This window comes from Kitasatospora sp. NPDC088783 (assembly GCF_044750705.1).
GTDB lineage: Bacteria > Actinomycetota > Actinomycetes > Streptomycetales > Streptomycetaceae > Kitasatospora > Kitasatospora fiedleri.
Genome location: NZ_JBIVKJ010000010.1, coordinates 138,108 through 160,811 on the forward strand (window position 1 = coordinate 138,108; position 22,704 = coordinate 160,811).

Annotated in this window: 18 protein-coding genes; 3 read left to right on the forward strand and 15 right to left on the reverse strand. The window is 73.5% G+C overall.

The window, feature by feature from the left end; translation table 11 throughout:
* Positions 1-2: 2 nt before the first annotated feature.
* The gene (locus ACIP60_RS26205) at positions 3-2,831 is read right to left on the reverse strand and encodes an alpha/beta fold hydrolase (RefSeq protein ID WP_400688375.1); all 2,829 of its coding nucleotides are present in this window, start codon (positions 2,829-2,831) and stop codon (positions 3-5) included.
* A 200-nt stretch (positions 2,832-3,031) separates the two neighbouring features.
* Here ACIP60_RS26205 and ACIP60_RS26210 point away from each other — a divergent pair, with 200 nt between their 5' ends.
* Positions 3,032-4,054: a mechanosensitive ion channel family protein gene (locus ACIP60_RS26210; protein ID WP_400688378.1), complete on the forward strand. Its 1,023-nt coding sequence runs from the start codon at positions 3,032-3,034 to the stop codon at positions 4,052-4,054.
* Positions 4,055-4,290: 236 nt separating this feature from the next.
* Here the strand turns inward: ACIP60_RS26210 and ACIP60_RS26215 are convergent, their stop codons facing one another.
* Positions 4,291-4,752, reverse strand: a complete 462-nt coding sequence (locus ACIP60_RS26215; protein WP_400688380.1) for a GNAT family N-acetyltransferase — start codon at positions 4,750-4,752, stop codon at positions 4,291-4,293.
* A 1-nt stretch (position 4,753) separates the two neighbouring features.
* On the reverse strand, positions 4,754-5,692 hold the full coding sequence (locus ACIP60_RS26220; protein ID WP_400688382.1) for an RluA family pseudouridine synthase: 939 nt from the start codon (positions 5,690-5,692) through the stop codon (positions 4,754-4,756).
* A 159-nt stretch (positions 5,693-5,851) separates the two neighbouring features.
* Between ACIP60_RS26220 and ACIP60_RS26225 the strand changes: the two genes are divergently transcribed.
* On the forward strand, positions 5,852-7,366 hold the full coding sequence (locus ACIP60_RS26225; protein WP_400688384.1) for an FMN-binding glutamate synthase family protein: 1,515 nt from the start codon (positions 5,852-5,854) through the stop codon (positions 7,364-7,366).
* Between the two features lie 64 nt (positions 7,367-7,430).
* Here the strand turns inward: ACIP60_RS26225 and ACIP60_RS26230 are convergent, their stop codons facing one another.
* From ACIP60_RS26230 to ACIP60_RS26240, 3 genes are all read right to left on the reverse strand, one after another.
* Positions 7,431-8,300 (reverse strand): DUF3592 domain-containing protein, encoded by an 870-nt coding sequence (locus ACIP60_RS26230; protein WP_400688386.1) that lies wholly within the window; start codon positions 8,298-8,300, stop codon positions 7,431-7,433.
* A 119-nt stretch (positions 8,301-8,419) separates the two neighbouring features.
* Complete coding sequence (gene lspA / locus ACIP60_RS26235; protein ID WP_400688388.1) at positions 8,420-9,184, reverse strand: signal peptidase II; 765 nt, start codon at positions 9,182-9,184, stop codon at positions 8,420-8,422.
* 67 nt (positions 9,185-9,251) lie between these two features.
* Positions 9,252-9,755 carry a TraR/DksA family transcriptional regulator gene (locus tag ACIP60_RS26240; protein WP_400688390.1) on the reverse strand — a complete coding sequence of 168 codons (504 nt, stop codon included), beginning with the start codon at positions 9,753-9,755 and terminating at the stop codon, positions 9,252-9,254.
* Between the two features lie 582 nt (positions 9,756-10,337).
* Here ACIP60_RS26240 and ileS point away from each other — a divergent pair.
* Positions 10,338-13,469 (forward strand): isoleucine--tRNA ligase, encoded by a 3,132-nt coding sequence (gene ileS, locus ACIP60_RS26245; RefSeq protein ID WP_400688392.1) that lies wholly within the window; start codon positions 10,338-10,340, stop codon positions 13,467-13,469.
* 279 nt (positions 13,470-13,748) lie between these two features.
* On the opposite strand, the gene ACIP60_RS26250 is transcribed toward ileS, so the two are convergent.
* From ACIP60_RS26250 to ftsW, 9 genes are all read right to left on the reverse strand, one after another.
* Positions 13,749-15,089 (reverse strand): DivIVA domain-containing protein, encoded by a 1,341-nt coding sequence (locus ACIP60_RS26250; RefSeq protein ID WP_400688394.1) that lies wholly within the window; start codon positions 15,087-15,089, stop codon positions 13,749-13,751.
* 46 nt (positions 15,090-15,135) lie between these two features.
* Positions 15,136-15,426 carry a YggT family protein gene (locus ACIP60_RS26255; protein WP_030463138.1) on the reverse strand — a complete coding sequence of 97 codons (291 nt, stop codon included), beginning with the start codon at positions 15,424-15,426 and terminating at the stop codon, positions 15,136-15,138.
* 76 nt (positions 15,427-15,502) lie between these two features.
* Positions 15,503-16,120, reverse strand: a complete 618-nt coding sequence (locus tag ACIP60_RS26260) for a cell division protein SepF (protein ID WP_111553148.1) — start codon at positions 16,118-16,120, stop codon at positions 15,503-15,505.
* 195 nt (positions 16,121-16,315) lie between these two features.
* Positions 16,316-17,104 (reverse strand): YggS family pyridoxal phosphate-dependent enzyme, encoded by a 789-nt coding sequence (locus ACIP60_RS26265; RefSeq protein WP_400688397.1) that lies wholly within the window; start codon positions 17,102-17,104, stop codon positions 16,316-16,318.
* A complete protein-coding gene (gene pgeF, locus ACIP60_RS26270) occupies positions 17,101-17,835 on the reverse strand; it encodes a peptidoglycan editing factor PgeF (protein WP_400688399.1) in 735 nt (244 codons plus the stop codon). The genes ACIP60_RS26265 and pgeF overlap by 4 nt, the downstream gene beginning before the upstream one ends.
* A complete protein-coding gene (gene ftsZ, locus ACIP60_RS26275; RefSeq protein ID WP_400688401.1) occupies positions 17,832-19,058 on the reverse strand; it encodes a cell division protein FtsZ in 1,227 nt (408 codons plus the stop codon). The genes pgeF and ftsZ overlap by 4 nt, the downstream gene beginning before the upstream one ends.
* A gap of 334 nt (positions 19,059-19,392) precedes the next feature.
* Positions 19,393-20,166: a cell division protein FtsQ/DivIB gene (locus tag ACIP60_RS26280; RefSeq protein ID WP_400688403.1), complete on the reverse strand. Its 774-nt coding sequence runs from the start codon at positions 20,164-20,166 to the stop codon at positions 19,393-19,395.
* Positions 20,159-21,265, reverse strand: a complete 1,107-nt coding sequence (gene murG / locus ACIP60_RS26285; protein ID WP_100835796.1) for an undecaprenyldiphospho-muramoylpentapeptide beta-N-acetylglucosaminyltransferase — start codon at positions 21,263-21,265, stop codon at positions 20,159-20,161. Before murG ends, ACIP60_RS26280 begins: the two co-directional genes overlap by 8 nt.
* Before the next feature lie 6 nt (positions 21,266-21,271).
* On the reverse strand, positions 21,272-22,639 hold the full coding sequence (gene ftsW / locus ACIP60_RS26290) for a putative lipid II flippase FtsW (RefSeq protein ID WP_400688406.1): 1,368 nt from the start codon (positions 22,637-22,639) through the stop codon (positions 21,272-21,274).
* Between the last annotated feature and the right edge of the window lie 65 nt (positions 22,640-22,704).

A 22,704-nucleotide genomic window follows, 5' to 3' on the forward strand; every position in this document is an offset into this window, starting at 1 on the left:
GCTCATGCCGCTCCTCGGATCAGGGACAGGAAGGCGTCCTCCAGTCGTCGCTGCGGCCCGATGCCGGTCACCGGCACGCCCAGCCGCACCAGTTCGGCGGTCAGCCGGCTCGCGGGCAGGCCGTCCAGCCGGACCAGCAGCCCGCCGTCCACCGCCTCCGCGGCGCCGACGCCGACCAGCTCGGCCAGCTTCTCGGCGACCGCGGCGGTCCCGTCGAAGCCGTCCTCGACGGAGACCAGCAGCTGTTCGCCCGCGCCGGTGATCTCGGTGGTCGGTCCGGCGACCACCAGCCGTCCGCGCTCCATCACCACCAGGTGGGTGCAGGACTGCTCGACCTCGGCGAGCAGGTGGCTGGAGACGATGACGGTGCGTCCGGCGGCGGCGTACCGGACCATCACCTCGCGCATCTCGCGGATCTGCGGCGGGTCGAGCCCGTTGGTGGGTTCGTCCAGGATCAGCAGGTCGGGCAGGCCGAGCATGGCCTGGGCGATCGCCAGGCGCTGGCGCATGCCCTGCGAGTAGGTGCGCACGGCGCGTTCCAGTGCCTCGCCGAGGCCGGCGATCTCCAGCGCCTCGGCGAAGTGCGCGTCCTCGACGGGGCGTCCGGTGGCCGCCCAGTACGACTCCAGGTTGGCCCGGCCGGAGAGGTGCGGCAGGAAGCCCGCGCCCTCGACGAACGCGCCGACCCGGGAGAGCACCGGCGCGCCCGGCCGGATCGCGTGGCCGAAGACCCGGATCTCGCCCGCGTCGGGGCGGATCAGGCCCATCAGCATCCGCAGCGTGGTGGTCTTGCCCGCGCCGTTGGGGCCGAGCAGGCCGAGCACCTGCCCGGCCTCCACCCGGAAGGAGAGGTCCCGCACCGCGTACCGGTCGGTGGCGCCCTTGTACTTCTTCGTCAGGCCGGTGATCTGCAGCGGCACGTCGGCGAGTTCCGGTTCGGGCGCGGGGGTGGTGTCCCGGCGCCGCCGGGCGAAGACCAGCAGCGCGCCGATCGCCAGCGCGACCAGCGGCAGCACCCAGGTGCGGGCGGGCAGCGGCGCCGACTCGGTGCGCAGCCCGGGCACGGTCGGCACGCTCAGCGGCCCGGCCGCGGCGACGGTGTACGTGGCGGCCTGGGCGGGCGAGGCGTACGCCAGGTCGGTGGCGGCCAGCACCAGCCGCAGCCGGTGCCCGGCCGGGAACTCGTGGTCGACGGCGGGCAGCGCGACCTGGACCGTCCGCCCGCCGTCGGCGTCCGCGCCGGTCACCCGCAGCGGGGCGACGAGCTGCTGCGGCAGGCTCTGCTTGCCGTCGGGGGCGACGTCGTACAGCTTGGCGAACAGCACCGCCTCGGGGGTGTCGGCGCGCACCCGCACCGACACCGACGGGGCGCCGGTCAGGTGCAGGGCGCCGGTCAGCGGGGCCGAGTCGAAGGAGGCGAACTGGCCGGGGAAGTCGATCGACAGGCCCGCGCCGACCGAGGACAGCTGGGCCAGCGCGCCGATGCCCGGCAGGGTGGAGATGTTCGGCGGCGCGCCGCCGGGCGGGTTGGCGATCCGCTGCTCCGGGCCGGTCAGTTCGACGCCGCGCCGGGCGGTGCCGTCCAGGCCGGGGTAGGCGTCGGCGTCGGCGCCGCGCAGCACCGCCTGGAAGCCGGTCGAGTCGACGCCGCCGGTGCGGGTGACCCGGAAGGCGGGGCCGGTGTCCGCGCCGTCGCCCTTGAGGTAGTGGTCGAACCAGGCGGTGACCCGGGCGTCCGCGCGGGTGCTGGTCTCCTGGCCGCCGTCGTGGCCCGCGCCGAACCAGTCCACCGCGACGGGCGCGCCGTTCGCGGCCACCGCCCTGGCGATCCGGTCGCCCTGGTCGAGCGGGAAGAGCGAGTCCTGCTGGCCCTGGACCACCAGCGTGGGGACCTTGATCCGGTCCGCCACCGCGGCGGGGCTGGAGTGCTCCAGCAGCGCCACCGCGTCCGCGTCCGGCCGCCCGGCGGCAGCGACCCGGTTGTACATCGCGCACAGCTCGGGCCGGAACCGCCCGCAGCCCACCGGGCCTGACCCCGGAGCGGCCGTCCCCGCCTCAGCGCCGGAGCCGGAACCGGAGCCCGGGCCGGAGCCGGAACCGGAACCCTGGTCCGAACCGGAGCCGGAGCCGAGGCCGGAACCCAGCCCGGAACCCAGCCCGGACGACGAGCCGGTGGTGAAGAAGATCCCGGCCCAGAGCTTCTTGAACACCCCGTCGGCGGCCGAACTCCCCTGCGCGGCCTGCGGGAAGAGCGCGTCGGCCAGGTCGAACCAGGTGATCTGCGGGGCGATCGCGTCGATCCGGCGGTCGTACCCGGCGGCCAGCAGCGACACCGCCCCGCCGTACGAGGCACCGGTCACGCCGACCTTCGGGTCGCCCGGCCCGTCGAGCTGCACCTCGGGACGCTGGGCCAGCCAGTCCACCAGCCGGGAGACGTCGGCGACCTCGCGCTCCGGCTGGTTCAGCCCGATCTGCCCGGTCGACTTCCCGAACCCGCGCGCCGACCAGGTCAGCACCGCGTACCCGTGCCGGGCCAACTCCTCGGCGCGCCCACGCAGTTCGTCCTTCGAGCCGCCGAAGCCGTGCGCCAGCAGCACCGCCGGCCGCCGCCCGGAGCCGCCCGCGGTGAAGAAGGAGGTGTCGATCCGGACGCTCTCGGCGCTGCCCGCGACCTCCGGCAGCTCCAGGAACCGGTCCTCCCGGTGCACCCGCTGCGGCTGCCCGGCCACCGCGACCGCCCCGCCGCCGACCAGCAGCGCGGCCGCCACTCCACCGGCCAGCACCGCCCTGCGCCGGGTCAGCCACCTTCGCCACGCCCCACCGAAGCCCATGGCAGGTGATCCTAACCGGGCGGCAGGTAAGGAAACCATCAGCCCGCCGACGCGGCCCGACCCGACCCGGCCCGGCACGTCTCGACCCGCCCCGGCACGGCTGCCGGAACCCCGCCGCACCCCACGATAAGGTGCGAATCCCCCGCTACCGGACTCCCCGTACCGGACTCCCCCGTACCGGACGCCACCCGAGGTGCCCCGTGCTCTGGCCGCTCGCCAGCCTGCTCACCGCCGTCCTCGCCACCCTGTTCGCCGGCTGGCTGGTCGACCAGGTCCTCCAGCGCCTGGCCGCCCGCCGCCCCGACGCGCCGGTCTGGGGCCTGCTGCGCCGCTGCCGCGTCCCGCTCCAACTGGTGCTGCTCGCCGCCCTGCTGCTCACCGCCCGGCCGGTCCACCGCGTCCTGCACAGCGACGACGCCGCGGTCCGGCACGGCGTCCTGCTGGTGCTGATCGCCTCGCTCGGCTGGCTGTCCGTCCGGGTGCTCGCCGCCGTCCTGGAGGCGTTCCTCAGCCGCTACGAGACGGTCACCGAGGACGCCTCCCGGGTCCGGCGGGTGCGCACCCAGCTCGGCCTGGTCCGCCGGGTCGGCTCCGCCGCGGTCTGGACGGTCACCGTCGGCGCGCTCCTGCTCACCTTCGACACCATGCGCACCGTCGGCACCAGCCTGCTCGCCTCGGCCGGCGTCATCGGCATCATCGCGGGCATCGCCGCCCAGTCCGCCCTGGGCAACTTCTTCGCCGGCCTGCAGATCGCCTTCAGCGACACCGTCCGGATCGGCGACACCGTCGTCGTGGACGGCCAGCAGGGCACCGTCGAGGAGATCACCCTCTCCTACCTGGTGCTGCGCCTGTGGGACTACCGCCGCCTGGTCGTCCCGGTCTCCTACTTCGTCGCCCGGCCGTACGAGAACTGGACCCGCCGCGACCCCGGCCTGCTCGGCTGGGCGCTGCTGCACCTCGACCACCGCACCCCCGTCGACGAGCTGCGCGCCGAACTGGAGCGCTACCTCGCCGGCAGCGGGCTCTGGGACGGCCGGGAGTGGTCGCTCACCGTCACCGACACCACCCCGTCCACCATCGTCGTCCGCGCCGCCATGACCGCCCGCGACCCGGACACCACCGCCGCCCTGCGCCTGGCCGCCCGCGAACACCTGCTGGCGTACCTGCGCGACCACCACCCCGAGTCGCTGCCCCGGGTCCGGACCGAGTGGGACCGGGCCTAGTGCCGCGACCGGGCGAAGGTGGCCTGCCGCGGCACCAGGGCCTGTCTTCGAACCCCCGTCGTAGCCCTGCGGCGTCTGGTGCGTGCTCTCGGCGTGCCGGGCGGAGGGCCTCGTACTGGATGTACTCGGCTCTCTGCCCGGTGCGGCGAGAGTGGGTGCCAGGCGCTGCGGGGCAGACGGGGGTTCGAAGACAGGCCCGAGGAGGACCGGCCCCGGGGCGGCGACCGGCGGGGCCGCTACAGCACCCGCGTCATCGTCCGGTGCGGAATCCCGGCGTCGTCGTACACCGGCCCCTCCGCCACGTAACCCAGCCGCTCGTAGAACCCGAGCGCCTGCACCTGCGCGTGCAGCTCCACCTCGCGCGCCCCGCGCTCGCGGCCCAACTCCTCGACGGCGCGCACCAGTCGCGCACCCAGCCCGGTGCCCCGGGCGGACCCGACCACGGCCAGCCGCCCCAGCAGCACCCGGCCCTCGACCCCGCCGGTGAGCCCCAGCGCCTGCGCGCCGGAGATCAGCCGGGCGGTGCCGAGCGCCGCCCCGCCCGGACCGACGGCCAGCAGGTGCGCGGAGGTCGCGTCGTACTCGTCGTACTCCAGCTCCGCGGGCACCTGCTGCTCGACCACGAACACCTCGTGCCGGACGCTGCGCGCCAGCGCCAGGTCCGGCTCCCCGTCGACCACCCGGATCGAGACGTCCATCTCAGCTCTCCGCCGCAATGACGTCCAGCGCGTGCTGGAGGTCCTCGGGGTAGGTGGAGCTGAACTCGACCCAGCGCCCGTCCTCGGGGTGCTCGAAGCCGAGCGAGACGGCGTGCAGCCACTGCCGGGTCAGGCCCAGCCGCTTGGCCAGCGTCGGGTCGGCCCCGTAGGTGAGGTCGCCGACGCAGGGGTGGCGCAGCGCCGACATGTGCACCCGGATCTGGTGGGTGCGGCCGGTCTCCAGCTTGATGTCCAGCAGGGACGCGGCCCGGTACGCCTCGATCAGGTCGTAGTGCGTGACGGAGGGCTTGCCGTCCCGGGTGACGGCCCACTTCCAGTCGCTGCTGGGGTGCCGGCCGATCGGCGCGTCCACGGTGCCGGACAGCGGGTCGGGGTGGCCCTGGACCAGCGCGTTGTACTTCTTCTCGGTGACCCGGTCGTGGAACTGCCGCTTCAGGTCGGTGTAGGCCCGCTCGGACTTGGCGACCACCATGATCCCGGAGGTGCCGACGTCGAGGCGGTGCACGACGCCCTGCCGCTCGGCGGCGCCCGAGGTGGAGATCCGGTAGCCGGCCGCGGCCAGGCCGCCGATCACGGTCGGTCCGGTCCAGCCGGGGCTGGGGTGCGCGGCGACGCCGACCGGCTTGTCGATGACCACGACGTGGTCGTCGTCGTGGATGATCCGCATGCCCTCGACGGCCTCGGCGACGATCTGCACCGGCGCCGCGGGGGCCGGGATCTCGACCTCCAGCCAGGACCCGGCGGTGACCCGGTCCGACTTCCCCGCGACCGCGCCGTCCAGCGTCACCTTGCCCTCGGCGGCGAGTTCGGCGGCCTTGGTGCGGGAGAACCCGAACATCCGGGCCAGGGCGGCGTCCAGCCGCTCGCCCTCCAGGCCGTCGGGTACGGGGAGGCTACGGGTCTGCGCTGCGATGCTCACCCACCCGAGTATGCCCGACCCGCACCTCCCCCCGACCCCACCGGGGCCCCCGCACCCCCTGGCCGCGGGCCGCTCCGGGACGCCTCCTAGCATCGCCCTGCACCACCACACGACGGCCCGGTCGACGGCGACGGGGCCGGACCCGAGGGGGGAACGCCCATGAAGGCCCGCACCATCGGCACCGCCGCCGCGGCCGCGGTGGCCGCGCTCGCGGCCCGCGACCTGATGCAGAAGCGCCACGCGCTGCTGCGCAACTTCCCGGTGGCGGGGCACGCCCGCTACCTGCTGGAGCGGATCGGCCCGGAGCTGCGGCAGTACATCGTGACCTCCAACGAGGAGGAGCGCCCGTTCAGCCGCGACCAGCGCAGCTGGATCTACGCCTCCGCCAAGGAGGAGAACAACTACTCCGGGTTCGGCACCGAGGTGGACGTCGCGCACGTCCAGGGCCACGCCTACCTGAAGCAGCGCACCTTCGCCGGCCCGCTGCCCGACGCCCACGACCCGGACGCCCCGCTGCCCTCGGCCAAGGTGCTGGGCGGCCCGCGCGGGCGCGCCGGGGCGTTCCGCCCGACCAGCGTGGTGAACGTCTCCGCGATGAGCTTCGGCTCGCTCTCCGGCGCCGCGATCACCGCCCTGAACGAGGGGGCCGCGCAGGCCGGCGCGCTGCACAACACCGGGGAGGGCGGCCTGTCCCCCTACCACCGCCGGGGCGGCGACCTGGTCCTGCAACTGGGCACCTCGTACTTCGGGTGCCGCGACGAGTACGGCCGCTTCGACCTCCGCCGGTTCAAGGAGGTGGTGGCGTCCGCCCCGGTCCGGGCGATCGAGATCAAGCTCTCCCAGGGCGCCAAGCCGGGCCTGGGCGGCATGCTGCCGGGCGCCAAGGTGACCCCGGAGATCGCCGGGATCCGCGGCATACCGGTCGGGAAGGACTGCGCCTCGCCGTCCCGGCACAGCGCGTTCGGCGACGCCGACTCGATGCTGGACTTCGTCGAGCTGCTGGCCGCCGAGACCGGCCTGCCGGTCGGGATCAAGAGCGCGGTCGGCGAGCTGGGCTTCTGGCAGGAGCTGGCCTCGATGATGGCGCGCGGCGACCGCGGCGTGGACTTCGTGACCGTCGACGGCGGCGAGGGCGGCACCGGCGCGGCGCCGCGGATCTTCGCCGACTCGGTGGCGCTGCCGTTCCGGATGGGCTTCTCCCGGGTCTACGGCACCTTCGCCGAGCTGGGGCTGACCGACCGGCTGACCTTCATCGGCTCCGGCAAGCTCGGCCTGCCGGAGAACGCGGCGGTGGCCTTCGCGCTGGGCGCCGACCTGGTCAACGTGGCCCGCGAGGCGATGCTGTCCATCGGCTGCATCCAGGCCCAGAAGTGCCATACCGACCGGTGCCCGACCGGCGTCGCCACCCAGAACCCGTGGCTGGCCCGCGGCGTCGACCCGGTCTCCAAGGCCGCCCGGGCCGCCGCCTACCTGCGCACCCTGCGCCGGGAGCTGACCAAGGTCTCCGCGGCGCTCGGCGTCGCCCACCCCTCGCTGATCACCCCGGACGACATCGAGGTGCTGAACGGCGACTACGAGGCCCGCACGCTGGGCGCGGTCTACGGCTACAAGGAGGGCTGGGGCCGGCTCGGCCCGGAGCTCGCCGCGGAGATCACCGCCCTGCTCACCGCCTGACCGGCCCCGCGCCGCCCGCGTCCCCCGGCGCGGCAGCACCGCACCGGCGGCAGCCGCCCGCGCCTCACCGCAGCAACAGCACCGCGCCGGCCCCGGCCGTCGCCGCCAGCAGCACGACGGCGATCACGTGCACCGCCGTGTCCCACCCCCAGGAGCGGCGGTCGGCCGCCGGGTCCAGGGTGAACTCGGCCGGGTCCGCGGGCGTGTGGTGCACCGTCACCTCGCGCCCGCGCGCCCTGGCCGGGTCCGCCAGGTGCGCGGTGCAGTGCGCGGTGACGGCGGTGCCGTCGCGGGTGGTGAAGGCCACCACCGGGGTGCGGGTGGTGAGGGTGGAGCCGTCGTCCGGGTCGACCCGGACGTCCCGGAACACCGCGACGATCCGGCCCGGCACCGCGTCCATCGCGGCCAGCCGCGCCCGCTTCCCGCGCCGGTCCCGGGCCGCCTCCGGCAGGTACCACAGGCCGGACAGCGCCCACGGCCCGGCGCCGCCGACCAGCGCCCACGGCCACGCCCAGCGGACCGCGGCCAGCGCCACCAGGCCCGCGTAGGCCGCGAACAGCGCGGCGGCCGGCCCGGCCAGCCCCCGGGCGGGCCGCTCCGGCGCGTCGGTGAACCGGAACTCCCGCGGTCGGCCCCGCGGGTGGCTGACCCCGATCTCCCGGCCCGCCCAGGCCGCGGTGACGCTCTCGCCGCGCCCCTCGTCGTCCGTCACGGTGACCCGCCGCCCGGTGTCCGGGTCCGGGTAGTCGACCACCAGCGGGATGCCGCCGGTCCGGGAGGCGCCGTGCCGCGGCTCGCCGACCTCCCTGATCCGCCCGGTCGACCGGACCGTCCGCTGCGCCTTCGTCACCCCGGCCAGCGACCTGGTCGCGCCGACCAGCGCCACCGCGCCCCACCCCGCGCACCACAGCAGCAGGAACCCGTCCCAGCCCATGCGTCCCTCCCCGGCCGCCGTCCCGTCCCGGAGCACTCTGCCCGATCGGACGGGCCCGGACACAGCGGTGCCCGCCGGACCGGGGGTCCGACGGGCACACGGGCTCGGTTCTCGCGGGCTCAGCCCTCGTGGTCCGGCTCGGCGGCCGGTTCCGGCTTCGCCGCCCCGGCGCGCGGGGCGCCGTGCACGCTGCCGTCCGGGTTGGAGCCGCGGAAGGAGAGCAGCACGACCAGGATGCCGCCGCAGACGATCGCCGAGTCGGCCAGGTTGAAGACCGCGAAGTGCTGGACCGAGATGAAGTCGACCACGTGCCCGCGGAACACCGCCGGGGAGCGGAACAGCCGGTCGGTGAGGTTGCCGAGCGCGCCGCCGAGCAGCAGGCCGAGGGCGATCGCCCAGGGCAGGCTGTACAGGCGGCGGGCGATCCGCCAGATCACCACGATGACGCCGGCGGCGATCGCGGTGAACAGCACCGTCATCGCCTGGCCCATGCCGAACGCGGCGCCGCCGTTGCGGATCACCTGGAAGGTCATCCAGTCGCCGATCACCTTGATCGGCTCGCTGCGGCCCTCCAGCCTGGAGACCACCAGCAGCTTGGAGCCGAGGTCGATCAGGTAGGCCAGCACCGCGACGGCCAGCAGCAGGCTGATCCGGCGGCGCCGGACCACCACCCGGATGCCCTCGGCGGCGGTCGCACCGGCGACCGGCGCGGCCGGTTCGGGCTCCGCGGGGGTCACCGGCTCACCCGCCCCGGTGGGCCGGGCGAGGGGGACGGCGTCGTCCTGGGTCTGGTGGGAACCTGGCGTGCTGATGATCCGCTCCGCTGCCGTGTGGAATGCCGGGTGGAATGCCGGTCGACGTACTTGGGGACGAGGGTACGGCACCACCCGCCCCGTTGGCCGCCGCGGCCGGGATTGTCCGGTCCGCGGGCCGGTCGACCGGCACCGGCGGTCAGCGGCGTTCCTGCTTGGCCTTGCAGCTGACGCAGAGCGTGGCGCGCGGGAAGGCCTGCAGCCGGGCCTTGCCGACCGGCTCGCCGCAGGACTCGCACAGGCCGAAGCCGGTGCCCTCCAGGCGGGCCAGGGCGCGCTCGGTCTGGGCGAGGCTGTCGCGGGCGTTGTTGGCGAGCGAGAGCTCGCTCTCCCGGTTGATGTTCTTGGTGCCGGCGTCGACCTGGTCGTCGCCCGCGCCGTCGTTGGAGTCCCGCATCAGGCCGGCGATGGCGGCCTCGGAGGCCTCGATCTCGGCGCGCAGCCGGACGATGTCGGCGGCCAGCTCGTCGTGCAGCTCGGCGACCTCCTCGGCCGTCCACGGGTCCTCCCCGGGGCGGACCGGCAGCTCGGCCGGGTCGACCGACTCGGCGCCGCCGCGGGCCCCCGTGCCCGCCGGCGCGTGGGTGCGGCTGGTCGCCTCGGTGTGTCCGGTGGTGCCGGTCTTTCGCCGCGCAGTAGTCACGGTCCCCTCCCCTGGGTCGCCCGCCACGGCCTCGCGCGACCCCTTGGTCACGGTTCCTGTCGCCTTCTCAGCCATGGCTTTCGACCTCATTCACGAATGATCAGAAGCGTCGGTTCCCGACGATCTTGCCGGTCCCGGAACGATAAACCCCATCGAATCAGCCCACAACGGGACATACCGAAGCGCCTCACCGATCCCACCCGCGCAGCCCCCGTCGGGTCCGCGCTGCACAGGTTGTGCCCAGATCGTCCCCGCCTAACCACCCGGCGCCCCGGCTCACGGATGCGCAAAGCCGCTTGCGGGGGCCGATACACTGGGCCGTGCAAGGCGCAGATGGGACGAGTACCGACGTACGCAGCCAGGAGCGACCCGGGGGCGGTGTGAGCCCGGGGGTGTGCGCGGCGGGAAGATCACCCCGGAGCCGCCGGAAGAAAGGCCCGCCACGGGCCCGGTAGAACCGGCCGCAAACCCAAAGAGAGGGCCGCAGCGCGCGCGGTCAAGGAGGGTGGTACCGCGGGGCGGCTCGCCGCCTCGTCCCTCCGTCGGAGCCAGTCCACGCATCCGCCGGAGGTACACGCCCCCATGTCGCCCACGTACAACGACGTCCCCAAGCAGGTCGACCTGCCCGCCCTGGAGCACCGGATCCTGTCCTTCTGGCAGGAGCGGCAGGTCTTCCAGCGCAGCCTGGAGCAGTCCGAGGGCCGCCCCGAGTGGGTGTTCTACGAGGGCCCGCCGACCGCCAACGGCATGCCGGGCGCGCACCACATCGAGGCCCGGGTCTTCAAGGACGTCTTCCCGCGCTACCGCACCATGAAGGGCTACCACGTCGCCCGCAAGGCCGGCTGGGACTGCCACGGCCTGCCGGTCGAGCTCGCGGTGGAGAAGGAGCTGGGCTTCTCCGGCAAGCCGGACATCGAGAAGTACGGCATCGCCGAGTTCAACGCCAAGTGCCGCGAGTCGGTGACCCGGCACACCGACGCGTTCGCCGAGCTGACCGAGCGGATGGGCTACTGGGTCGACCTCGACCAGGCGTACCGCACCATGGACCCGTCCTACATCGAGTCGGTCTGGTGGTCGCTCCAGCAGATCTTCGACAAGGGCCTGCTGGTCCAGGACCACCGGGTCGCCCCGTGGTGCCCGCGCTGCGGCACCGGCCTGTCCGACCACGAACTGGCCCAGGGCTACGAGACCGTGGTCGACCCGTCGGTGTTCGTCCGCTTCCCGCTCACCTCCGGCCCGCTGGCCGGCACCGCCGCCCTGCTGGTGTGGACCACCACCCCGTGGACGCTGGTCTCCAACACCGCCGCCGCGGTCCACCCCGGGGTGACCTACGTGGTCGCCACCGACGGCGCCGAGCGCCTGGTGGTCGCCGAGCCGCTGCTGGCCAAGGCCCTCGGCGAGGGCTGGGAGGCCACCGGCGAGTCCTTCACCGGCGCCGAGATGGAGCGCTGGGCCTACCGGCGCCCGTTCGACCTGGTCGCCGTCCCGGACGCCCACTACGTCCTGAACGCCGAGTACGTCACCACCGAGGACGGCACCGGCATCGTCCACCAGTCGCCCGCGTTCGGCGCCGACGACCTCGCCACCTGCCGCCGCTACGGCCTGCCGGTGGTCAACCCGGTGGAGACCGACGGCACCTTCGCCCCCGACGTGCCGCTGGTCGGCGGGGTGTTCTTCAAGAAGGCCGACGAGACCCTGGTCGCCGACCTCGCCGCCCGCGGCCTGCTGTTCCGCCACCTCCCGTACGAGCACAGCTACCCGCACTGCTGGCGCTGCCACACCGCGCTGCTCTACTACGCGCAGCCGTCCTGGTACATCCGGACCACCGCCGTCAAGGACGCGATGATCCGCGAGAACGAGGCCACCAACTGGTACCCGGAGACGGTCAAGCACGGCCGCTTCGGCGACTGGCTGAACAACAACATCGACTGGGCGCTGTCCCGCAACCGCTACTGGGGCACCCCGCTGCCGATCTGGCGCTGCGAGGACGACCACCTGACCTGCGTCGGCTCGCTCGCCCAGCTCTCCGAGCTGACCGGCACCGACCAGTCCGGCCTGGACCCGCACCGCCCGTACATCGACGAGGTCACCTTCCCCTGCCCGCAGTGCTCCGCCACCGCGGTCCGGGTGCCCGAGGTGATCGACGCCTGGTACGACTCGGGCTCGATGCCGTTCGCGCAGTACGGATACCCGTACCGCAACAAGGAGTTGTTCGAGAAGCGCTACCCGGCGCAGTTCATCTCCGAGGCGATCGACCAGACCCGCGGCTGGTTCTACACCCTGATGGCCGTCGGCACCCTGGTGTTCGACCGGAGCAGCTACGAGAACGTCGTCTGCCTGGGCCACATCCTGGCCGAGGACGGCCGCAAGATGTCCAAGCACCTGGGCAACATCCTGCAGCCGATCCCGCTGATGGACCAGCACGGCGCCGACGCGGTGCGCTGGTTCATGGCCGCCGGCGGCTCCCCCTGGTCGGCCCGCCGGGTCGGCCACGGCACCATCCAGGAGGTGGTCCGCAAGACACTGCTGACCTTCTGGAGCACCGTCGCCTTCCAAGCCCAGTACGCCCGCGCCGCCGGCTGGGCCCCGTCCGCGGCCGACCCGGCCCCGGCCGAGCGGCAGCCGCTGGACCGCTGGACGCTGTCCGAACTGCACACCCTGGTGGGCGAGGTGGACGCCGCCTACGAGGCGTACGACACCCAGCGGGCCGGCAAGCTGCTGTCCGGCTTCATCGACGACCTGTCCAACTGGTACGTCCGGCGCAGCCGCCGCCGCTTCTGGCAGGGCGACGCCGCCGCGCTGGCCACCCTGCACGAGGCGCTGGAGACGGTCACCCGGCTGATGGCCCCGCTCACCCCGTTCATCACCGAGCGGGTCTGGCAGGACCTGGTCGTCCCGGTCGTCCCGGACGCCCCGGCCTCGGTCCACCTGAGCAGCTGGCCGGTCGCCGACGAGAGCCTGATCGACCCGGTGCTGGCCGCCCGGATGGTGCTGGTCCGCCGCCTGGTCGAGCTCGGCCGCGCCACCCGGGCCGGCAGCGGCGTCAAGACCCGCCAGCCGCTGCTGCGCGCGCTGATCGCCGTCCAGGGCTGGGAGGACCTCCCGGCCGAGCTGCGCGTCCAGGTCGCCGAGGAGCTCAACGTCGCCGCGCTCGAATCCCTCGCCGAGGTCGGGGGCTCGCTGGTCGACACCTCCGCCAAGGCCAACTTCCGCGCGCTCGGCAAGCGCTTCGGCAAGGGCGTCCAGGAGGTCGCCAAGGCGGTCGCCGCGGCCGACGCCGCCCGGCTCTCCGCCGAGCTGCGCGCCACCGGCGCCACCACGGTCGAACTGGACGGCGAGCCGGTCACCCTCTCCCCCGAGGAGGTGATCATCACCGAGACCCCGCGCGAGGGCTGGGCCGTCGCCAACGAGTCCGGCGCCACCGTCGCCCTCGACCTGACGATCACCCCCGAGCTCAAGCGCCTCGGCGTGGCCCGCGACGCGATCCGGCAGATCCAGGACGCCCGCAAGGTCTCCGGCCTCGACATCGTCGACCACATCCACCTGCAGCTCGCCACCACCGACCAGGACACCCTGGCCGGTCTCACCGAGCACCAGTCCCTGATCGCCGAGGAGGTCCTGGCCGACTCCCTCGGCCTGACCATCACCGACCCCGACGCCCCGCGCTTCACCGACGAGGACCTCGCCCTGGAGTTCACCCTCCGCAAGGTCTGACCTCCCGGTCCCCCGCACCCCCGGCGAAGGCCACGGCCGGGGGCGCGGGGAGAACGCCGGGCGACGGGGCCGGGGGCGCGGGGAGAACGCGGGCGGCCGGGCACCAGCGGCAGGACGGCGAGGAGGCGGCGAACCACCGCCCTCCTCGCCGTCCTGCCGACGTTCCCCACGCCGCCCGCGGGCTCCCCGCGCCCCCGGCCGCGCCGCTCCGCACACGGCGAAGGGCGCCCCCGGCCGCGATGGCCAAGGGCGCCCTTTCGGTTGCGCGTTCCGGAACCGCTAGTTGTCGCCGTCCTCGTCGATCAGGAAGCCCCGCATCGGAGCGGGCGCCTGCTGCATCGGCTGCGGGGGCTGCGGCCGCACGGCCGCCATCGGCTGGGTCATGCCCGCCGGCGCCATCGCCCCGTTGTTGCCCGCCGAGGAGCCGCCGCCGAAGGACGGGGCACCGGAGGAGCTGCCGAAGGAGGAGCCGCCGAAGGACTGGTTCCCGCCGAAGGACGGGCTGGAGCCGAAGGACGGCGCCGGGGAGGACATCGCGCTGGCACCGGCGGGGGCCATCGACGACGCGGCCGGCGGCAGCGACGCGGTGGCGGGGATCCGCGGCGGGGCGAGCGAGTCGTCCGCCTGCGACTCCAGCTGGCGCAGCTGGGTCTCCAGGTAGGACTTCAGCCGCGTGCGGTACTCGCGCTCGAAGGCGCGCAGGTCCTCGACCTTGCGCTCCAGGGTGGCGCGGGCGGACTCCAGCGAGCCCATCGCGACGCGGTGCTTCTCCTGGGCGTCCCGCTCCAGGGCGTCGGCCTTGGCGCGGGCGTCCCGCTCCAGGCCCTCGGCGCGGCTGCGGGCCTCGCCGACGATCTTGTTGGCCTCGGAGCGGGCCTCGGAGATGGCCTGGTCCGCGGTCTGCTGGGCGAGCGCCAGCACCCGGGCCGCGCTGTCGCCGCCGGGGTTCTGCTGCTGCTGCATCGGGTTGCCCATCGGGCCGCCCATCGGCTGCAGTTGGCCGCCCATGGGCTGGAGCTGCTGCCCGCCCATGCCCTGGCCCATCTGCTGCTGCATCGGGTTGCCCATCGGCTGCAGCATCTGGCCGCCCATCGGCTGGACCAACTGCTGCTGGCCGCCCATGGTCTGGCCCATCTGCTGCTGCTGCATCGGGTTGCCCATCGGGCCGCCCATGCCCTGCTGCGGGCCGGCGGGCAGCTGCGGGGCACCGGAGGGCAGGCCGAGCGGCTGGTTGCCCATGCCCTGCTGGTTCCCCATGCCCTGCTGGTTGCCCATGCCCTGCTGGTTCCCCATGCCCTGCTGGGGGCCGCCGAGCTGCTGCGGACCGGGGCCCTGCTGGCCGGGCACCGGCGGGCCGGATATGGCGGCGGGGACGGGCGCGCCGGGGCGGCCGCCGTCCTGCGGGGCCTGCTGCTCCTTGCGCATGTTGGCCTGGTTCTGCGCGGCGGCACGCGTGGCGGCGGCCAACTTGGCGCGCAGGTCCTCGTTCTCGCGCAGCAGGCGGGTCAGCTCGGCTTCGACCTCGTCGAGGAAGGCATCGACCTCGTCCTCGTCATAGCCTTCGCGCAGCCGGACGGTCGTGAACTGCTTGTTCCGAACGTCCTCGGGGGTCAATGGCATCTCTTCACCTCAACGTGATCGTCGGACCGGCATCCTGTCGCATCGTTCAGAACGACAGGCGCTGCACGAGCGAGATCAGGACATACACAATGATCATCAGTACGAAGAAGGACAGGTCGAGCGCCACGCCCCCGAGACGCAACGGCGGAATGAAACGCCGAAGAAGCTTGAGTGGCGGATCCGTGACAGTGTACGTGGCCTCCAGCACCACGACCATGGGCTTCCCGGGACGCCATGAACGGGCGAACTGGAACACCCAGTCCATGACGAGTCGGAAGAGCAGGATCAGCAGGAACACGGTCAGCACCCAGTAGAGCACCGAACCGAAGATCCCCATCGCGTCTCCCTCTCCCTGGCCGACGTACCGTCAGTGACGCTCTGTCAACAGACCCACACGTGCAGTCGTGGTCGGGTCAGCTCTGGTTGAAGAACCCACCCTCGGCGATCCGAGCCTTGTCCTCCGCCGTTACATCGACGTTAGCAGGCGACAGCAGGAACACCTTCTGTGTCACGCGCTCGATACTGCCGTGCAGACCGAAGACGAGTCCAGCGGCGAAGTCTACGAGCCGCTTGGCGTCCGTGTCGTCCATCTCGGTCAAATTCATGATCACGGGAGTGCCGCCGCGGAACTGTTCCCCGATGGTACGGGCCTCGTTGTAGGTCCTCGGGTGCAGCGTGGTGATGCGGTACGGCTCTCGTTCGTTGACGACCTTGGGCATGATCACCGGGGTGCTCTTCTCCAGGTTGCGGTGACGCTCGGATGTGATGGACGACACGGGTGCCATCCGCGGCTGCTCCTGCCGGATCGGGACCGCGGCGGGCACCGGCTGGGGCGCGATGTGCGCCACGGGCGCCGGCTGCGGGACGGGTGCGGCGGGGGCGGGGGCGGCCCGGAGGTCCTCGGTCCGACCGGTGCGGATCGGCTCCGGGTCCGCGTCGTAGTCGTCGTCGGGGTCGTACCCCTGGCTGTCGTAGGTCTCGTCCTCGACCAGACCGAGATAGACCGCCATCTTGCGCATCGCGCCGGCCATGCTGCTGTCTCCTCCGCTCATGCGCCCACCGTGTCGCCCTGCGGATGCCGCGGTCCTCCTACGACCTGTCAGGCCGACGGTCCGTCAGACCGCGGAGGTACGCTCGGAATGCGATCCACGGTTTACCAGCAGACTGATCATCTGCTAGGTTCTGTCCTATTTTGTCCTGCAGTCTGATCTACTTACTCGGTGACGTTACCCGAGCGGTGACCGCACTCCGAGCACCGCCGTACCGACGCGTACGTGTGTCGCTCCGGCGGCGATCGCCTGCTCCAAGTCCCCGCTCATCCCTGCCGAGACCATGGTTGCAGCCGGATGGGCCGCGCGTACGTCGCTTGCGATTTCCGCCAGCCGCGCGAAGGCGCGCGCCGGGTCGCCCGCCAGCGGGCCGGCCAGCGGTGCGACCGTCATCACACCGTCCAGCCGCAGGCCGGGCGTGTCGGCGATCCGGTCGGCCAGCGCGCGCACCTCGGCGGGGGCGACGCCCGCGCGGTGCTCGGCCTCCCCCGCCTCCTTCTCCAGGGCGACCTGCACCAGGCAGCCCAGCGGCGGCCGTTCGGCGTTGCGGACGGCGGCGGCCAGCGAGTCGACCAGGCGGTCGCGGTCCACCGAGTGCACGAGGTCGCTGTAGCGGACCACCGAGCGGGCCTTGTTGGTCTGGAGCTGGCCGACGAAGTGCCAGGTCAGCGGGAGCTGCACGCAGCGCTCGGCCTTGGGGGCGGCGTCCTGGTCGCGGTTCTCGGCGACGTCGGTGACGCCGAGGCCGGCCAGCAGCGCGGTGTCCTCGGCGGGGTAGGTCTTGGTCACCACGATCAGGGTGACCTCCGCGCGGCGGCGGCCGGCCGCCGCGCAGGCGTCGGCGATCCGGCGCTCGACCACGTCGAGGTTGGCGCCGAGCTGCTCGTAGCGGACGCGCTGACCCTCGGTCAGCGCGTCGGCGAACTCGGCGCGGCCCGGGAACGGGCCGTAGATGTCGTTCGTCATGAGTGTGTGGGCCCCAGCCAGACGTAGCTCGCGAGCCGGCCGGTGCGCTGCTCCCCGCGGTAGGAGTAGTGGTCGGCGGACTCGAGGGTGCAGACGGATGATCGCACCACATCCTGCACGCCCGCCTCGGCGAGCTGTGCGGCGACCCCCGCCGGGACGTCCAGCGCGGGGGTGCCCCAGGAGGTCTCGGCGTGCGCGGCCGGGACGAGCGCGGCGACCTCGGCGCGCATCGCCGCCGGCACCTCGTAGCAGCGGCCGCAGACCGCGGGGCCGATCGCGGCGAGCATCCGCTCGGGGCGGGCGCCCAGTTCGCGCATCGCGGCGACCGCGGCGGGGACCACCCCGGCGGCCAGGCCCGGGCGCCCGGCGTGCGCCGCGCCGACCACTCCGGCGGCCGGGTCGGCCAGCAGCACCGGGGTGCAGTCGGCGGTCAGCACGGCCAGCGCCAGCGGGCGGTCGGTGACCACCGCGTCCACGGTCGGGGCGGTGCCCTCGGGCTGGCGCTCCGTCACCACCGCGACCTCGGCGCCGTGCACCTGGTTCATCCAGACCACGGCGGCCGGATCGAGGCCCAGTTCCCGGGCCGCGAGGAAACGGTTCTGCTTGACGGATTCAGGCGAATCGCCCACCGCACCGCCGAGGTTGAGCTCCCCGTACGGCGCGGTGCTCACCCCGCCCCACCGGGTGGTGGAGGCGAAGTGAGCACCGTGTCGGGAGACCGTATGGATCACTTGAGGAAGTCCGGCACGTCGAGCTCCTCGGCGGGGCTCTCGACGTACGGCTGCCGGACCGGCTGCACCTGCGGCGGCACCGGCGGGGCGGTGGCCGTCGCCGGGGCCGGGGCCTCGGCGGCCCGGGCCGGCTCCTCGGCGCGGGTGACCGAGCCGATCGAGCCGTAGGACGGGCGGGAGGCCGGGCGCTCCGGGGCGGGGGCCGGGGTCGCGGACGAGGCGGAGGACGACGAGGAGGTCGACTTCACCACCGGCTCGCGGACGATGGCGGGCGGCTGGCCGCCGTCGAACCCGGCCGCGATCACGGTGACCCGGACCTCGTCGCCGAGCGCGTCGTCGATCACCGCGCCGAAGATGATGTTGGCCTCCGGGTGGGCGGCCTCGCTGACCAGCTGGGCGGCCTCGTTGATCTCGAACAGGCCGAGGTCGGAGCCGCCGGAGATGGAGAGCAGCACGCCGCGGGCGCCGTCGATGGACGCCTCCAGCAGCGGCGAGGAGATCGCCATCACGGCGGCGGCCTTGGCGCGGTCCTCGCCGCGGGCCGAGCCGATGCCCATCAGCGCCGAACCGGCGTCCGACATGACCGACTTGACGTCGGCGAAGTCCAGGTTGATCAGGCCGGGGGTGGTGATCAGGTCGGTGATGCCCTGCACGCCGGAGAGCAGCACCTGGTCGGCGGAGCGGAACGCGTCCAGCACCGAGACCTGGCGGTCGGAGATCGACAGCAGCCGGTCGTTGGGGATGACGATCAGGGTGTCCACCTGCTCGCGCAGGCTGGCGATGCCGTCCTCGGCCTGGTTGGCGCGGCGGCGGCCCTCGAAGGTGAACGGGCGGGTGACCACGCCGATGGTCAGGGCGCCGAGCGAGCGGGCGATGTTGGCCACCACGGGCGCGCCGCCGGTGCCGGTGCCGCCGCCCTCGCCGGCCGTCACGAAGACCATGTCGGCCCCCTTGAGGACCTCCTCGATCTCCTCGCGGTGGTCCTCGGCGGCCTTCCGGCCGACCTCGGGGTTGGCGCCGGCGCCGAGACCGCGGGTGAGCTCGCGGCCGACGTCGAGCTTCACGTCGGCGTCGCTCATCAGCAGCGCCTGGGCGTCGGTGTTGATCGCGATGAACTCGACGCCCTTGAGCCCGACCTCGATCATCCGGTTGATGGCGTTGACTCCGCCGCCGCCGATGCCGACGACCTTGATGACCGCGAGGTAATTCTGGGGTGCTGCCACGTCGGGGCCTCTCGCCTCGAATTTCCGGGTCGGCTCCCCTGGATTGTGAAGGCCGACGGATGTCGATGGGTGGGAAGCACGTGGTTCCAACCCGAACCCTAAACTTGAGGTTGAGGGTTATGGCTGTGCCCGTGCCACCTCAGTGTCGAGCACAGCTCGTTGACACAGGACAGTAGGTCGCAACCGGCGCGTGTTTCAACGAACACGCCGAGCTTCCCTTTTTCTTTTGAGCCTATGTGATCATCGACCCCGCGGTGAAACCGGGGTGACCACCAAGGGTCGGACCGGAGCCGTGGCCCCGTCAATACCGCCCCCGGGCACAGAACTTACCGGATCAACCCGACACCGCCGGAGCGTCCGGCGCACTCACGTCGTAATTCGACGCCTTCTGACCGAGCAGGGCGGTCAGCACCTTCGCCTTCCGGCCGGTGTCCTCCGCACTGCCCCAGCGCACGGTCGCGCCGGAGGCCAGCTTCAGCCGGATGTCGTCGTAGGAGTAGACCGTGAGCGAACCGGCCTGCTGCGCCACCTCCGGCGGGAGGCCCGCGGCCACCGTGATCGCCGAGCGGACCAGGGTCGGGCGGTCGATCACGGCCGCCGCGTCCTGGGCCGGCCGGCTCAGTTCGAGCGCCACCACCGGGACGCCGGCCGGGGGCTGCGGCTCGGTGGCGAACTCCACACCGTCCGCGTCGACCTGGACGAAGCCGCCGCCCTCGTGCTGGATCGCCGCCACCGGGCGACGCTCGGTGACCTTCACCCGCAGGGTGTGCGGCCAGCCGCGCCAGACCTCGGCGCCGGCCACCCGGGGCACCTTCGCCACCTCGGCCCGGGCCTCGTCCAGGTCGACCCGGGCCAGCGGGCCGCGGGCCGTGCCGCCGAGCGCCCGCTCGACGTCCTGCTGGGTCAGCCGGCCCGAGTCCAGGCCCTGGACGGCCACCCCGCGGACGTCCAGCGCGGAGGAGAAGAACACCGTCCAGCCGAGCGCCCCGGCCACCAGCGCGCCCAGCGCGACCAGTACCGCGACGCCCCGGCGGGAGAGTCGGAGCCGGGGCGGGCGGCCCGGGCCGCCCTCCTCCCCCAGCTCCTCCTCGTACTCCTCGTCAACCACGGCGGCGGCCGCCGCGGGCGGCCTCGATCGCCTCGTACACCATCTGCACCAGCAGGTCGTCGGCGTCCCGGCGGCCGAACTCGGCGGCGGAGCGCGACATCTCCCACAGCTTGGCCGGGTCGGTCAGCACCGGCAGCACGTTCTTCAGCACCCAGTCCGGGGTCAGCTCGGCGTCGTCGACCAGCAGGCCGCCGCCCGCCTTGACCATCGGCTGGGCGTTCAGCCGCTGCTCGCCGTTGCCGATCGGCAGCGGCACGAACGCGGCCGGCAGGCCCACCGCGGCCAGCTCCGCCACCGTCATCGCACCGGCCCGGCAGAGCATCATGTCGGCCGCCGCGTACGCCAGGTCCATCCGGTCCAGGTAGGGCAGCACCCGGTACGGCGGCATGCCCGGGATGTCGTCGATGGTCGGCAGCTCGTTCTTCGGGCCGACCGCGTGCAGGATCTGCACCCCGTACTGCTGGAGCCGGGGCGCGATCGCCTGCACCGTCTCGTTCAGGCGCCGGGCGCCCTGCGAGCCGCCGGAGACCAGCAGGGTGGGCAGCCGCTGGTCGAGGCCGAAGTAGTGCCGGGCCTCCGGGCGGACGGTGCCGCGGTCCAGGGTGGCGATGGTGCGGCGCAGCGGGATGCCGATGTACCGGGAGTCGCGCAGCTTGGAGTCCGGGGTGGAGACCGCGACGAAGTCGCTGTAGCGGGCGCCGATCTTGTTGGCCAGGCCGGGGCGGGCGTTGGCCTCGTGCACCACGATCGGCACGCCGGCCCGCTTGGCCGCCAGGTAGGCGGGCATCGCCACGTAGCCGCCGAAGCCGACCACCGCGTCCGCGTTGACCCGCTCGATCACCTCCTGGGCGGCGCGCACGGTGCCGCGCAGCCGGCCCGGGACGGTGATCAGCTCCGGGGTGGGCTTGCGGGGCAGCGGCACGGCCGGGATCAGCGCCAGCTCGTAGCCGCGCTCCGGCACCAGCCGGGTCTCCAGGCCGCGCTCGGTGCCGAGAGCGGTGATCCCGACGGACGGGTCGTGCCTGCGCAGCGCGTCCGCGAGCGCCATGGCCGGCTCGATGTGACCGGCGGTCCCGCCGCCGGCGAGTACGACATGCACCGAAATTCACCGCTCCCTGCGCGGCGGCCGGGGGGCCTTGCGCGCTGTGGTTTTCCTACCTGGCAGCACCCGGTCCAGGACGGGCCCGAACCGGGAGTTGGCCCCTTTTCGCCATCTGCGGGGCCGGGCAGCCAGCGCTGCCTTCGCCGCCGGGGAGCTGCGTGCGAAGCACAGCAGCAGCCCGACGGCGCACATGGCCGACAGCATCGCGGAACCGCCGTACGAGAACAGCGGCAGCGGGACGCCCGCGATGGGCAGGAGTCCCAGCGCCGACCCCAGGTTGACCACGGCCTGAGCCATGATCCACGTGGTGGCGGCGCCCGCCGCGTACCGCACGAACGGGTCCGTGGTGCCGAGGGCCACTCGGATACCCGCGTAGCCTAGTGCCGCGAAGAGGCCGAGTACCGACAGCGTCCCCACCAGTCCGAGTTCCTCGCCGGTCGCGGCGAAGATGAAGTCGGTGTGGGCCTCCGGCAGTTGCCCCCACTTCTCCACCCCGGCACCCAGTCCGGACCCGAACGGCCCGCCCGCGGCCAGGGCGTACAGGCCGTGCAGGGCCTGGAAGCAGTCCATCGAGGGGTCGGGCTTGGTGACGCCGACGCAGGAGAGCCGGCCGAGGCGGTGCGGCACGGTGATGATCAGCGCGGTGCAGGCGACCACCGCGATGCCCAGGGTGGCGGCGAACAGCCGCAGCGGGGCGCCGACCATCCACAGCAGGCCGAACAGCATGGCGATCAGCACCATGGTGGTGCCCATGTCGCCGCCGATCATGATCAGCATCATCAGCACGACGGTGCCCGGCACCAGCGGGACCAGCAGGTGCTTCCACCGGTCCAGCGTGTGGGTGCGCTGCTTGCGGGCCAGCAGGTCGGCCGCCCAGAGCAGCAGGGCGAGCTTGGCGAACTCGGAGGGCTGGATCTGGAAGAAGCCCAGGCTGATCCAGTTCCGGTTGCCGTTGATCCGCACGCCGACCCCGGGGATGGCCACCAGCACCAGCGCGCCCACCACCCCGAACAGCAGCGGGTAGGCGGCGGTGCGCAGCACCCGGACCGGGGCCCGGGTCAGCACCACGGCGATCGCCCCGCCCAGCAGCAGGGCGATCAGCTGCTTGCGGAAGAAGAACGTCATCGGCAGGCCGTACTCGACCACCACGCTCTGCGAGGCGGAGAACACCATCACCAGGCCCAGCACCACCAGCAGCAGCGCCGCGCCCAGGATCAGGTAGTACGGGGTCAGCGGGCGGGCCATCAGGTAGCCGAACCGCTCCCGGGCGGCCCGGAAGCGGGCCAGCGGGCCGGCCGACTTGAAGGTGGTGGTGGTCGCCGAGATCAGCTGGAGGCCCCGGGGCGGCTCCTTCTCCCTGGTCGGCACCACGGGCTCCTCACGGTTCGGGTCACGGACGGGAACGCGCCGGGGGTCCTCCGACGGCGAGGCCGCGC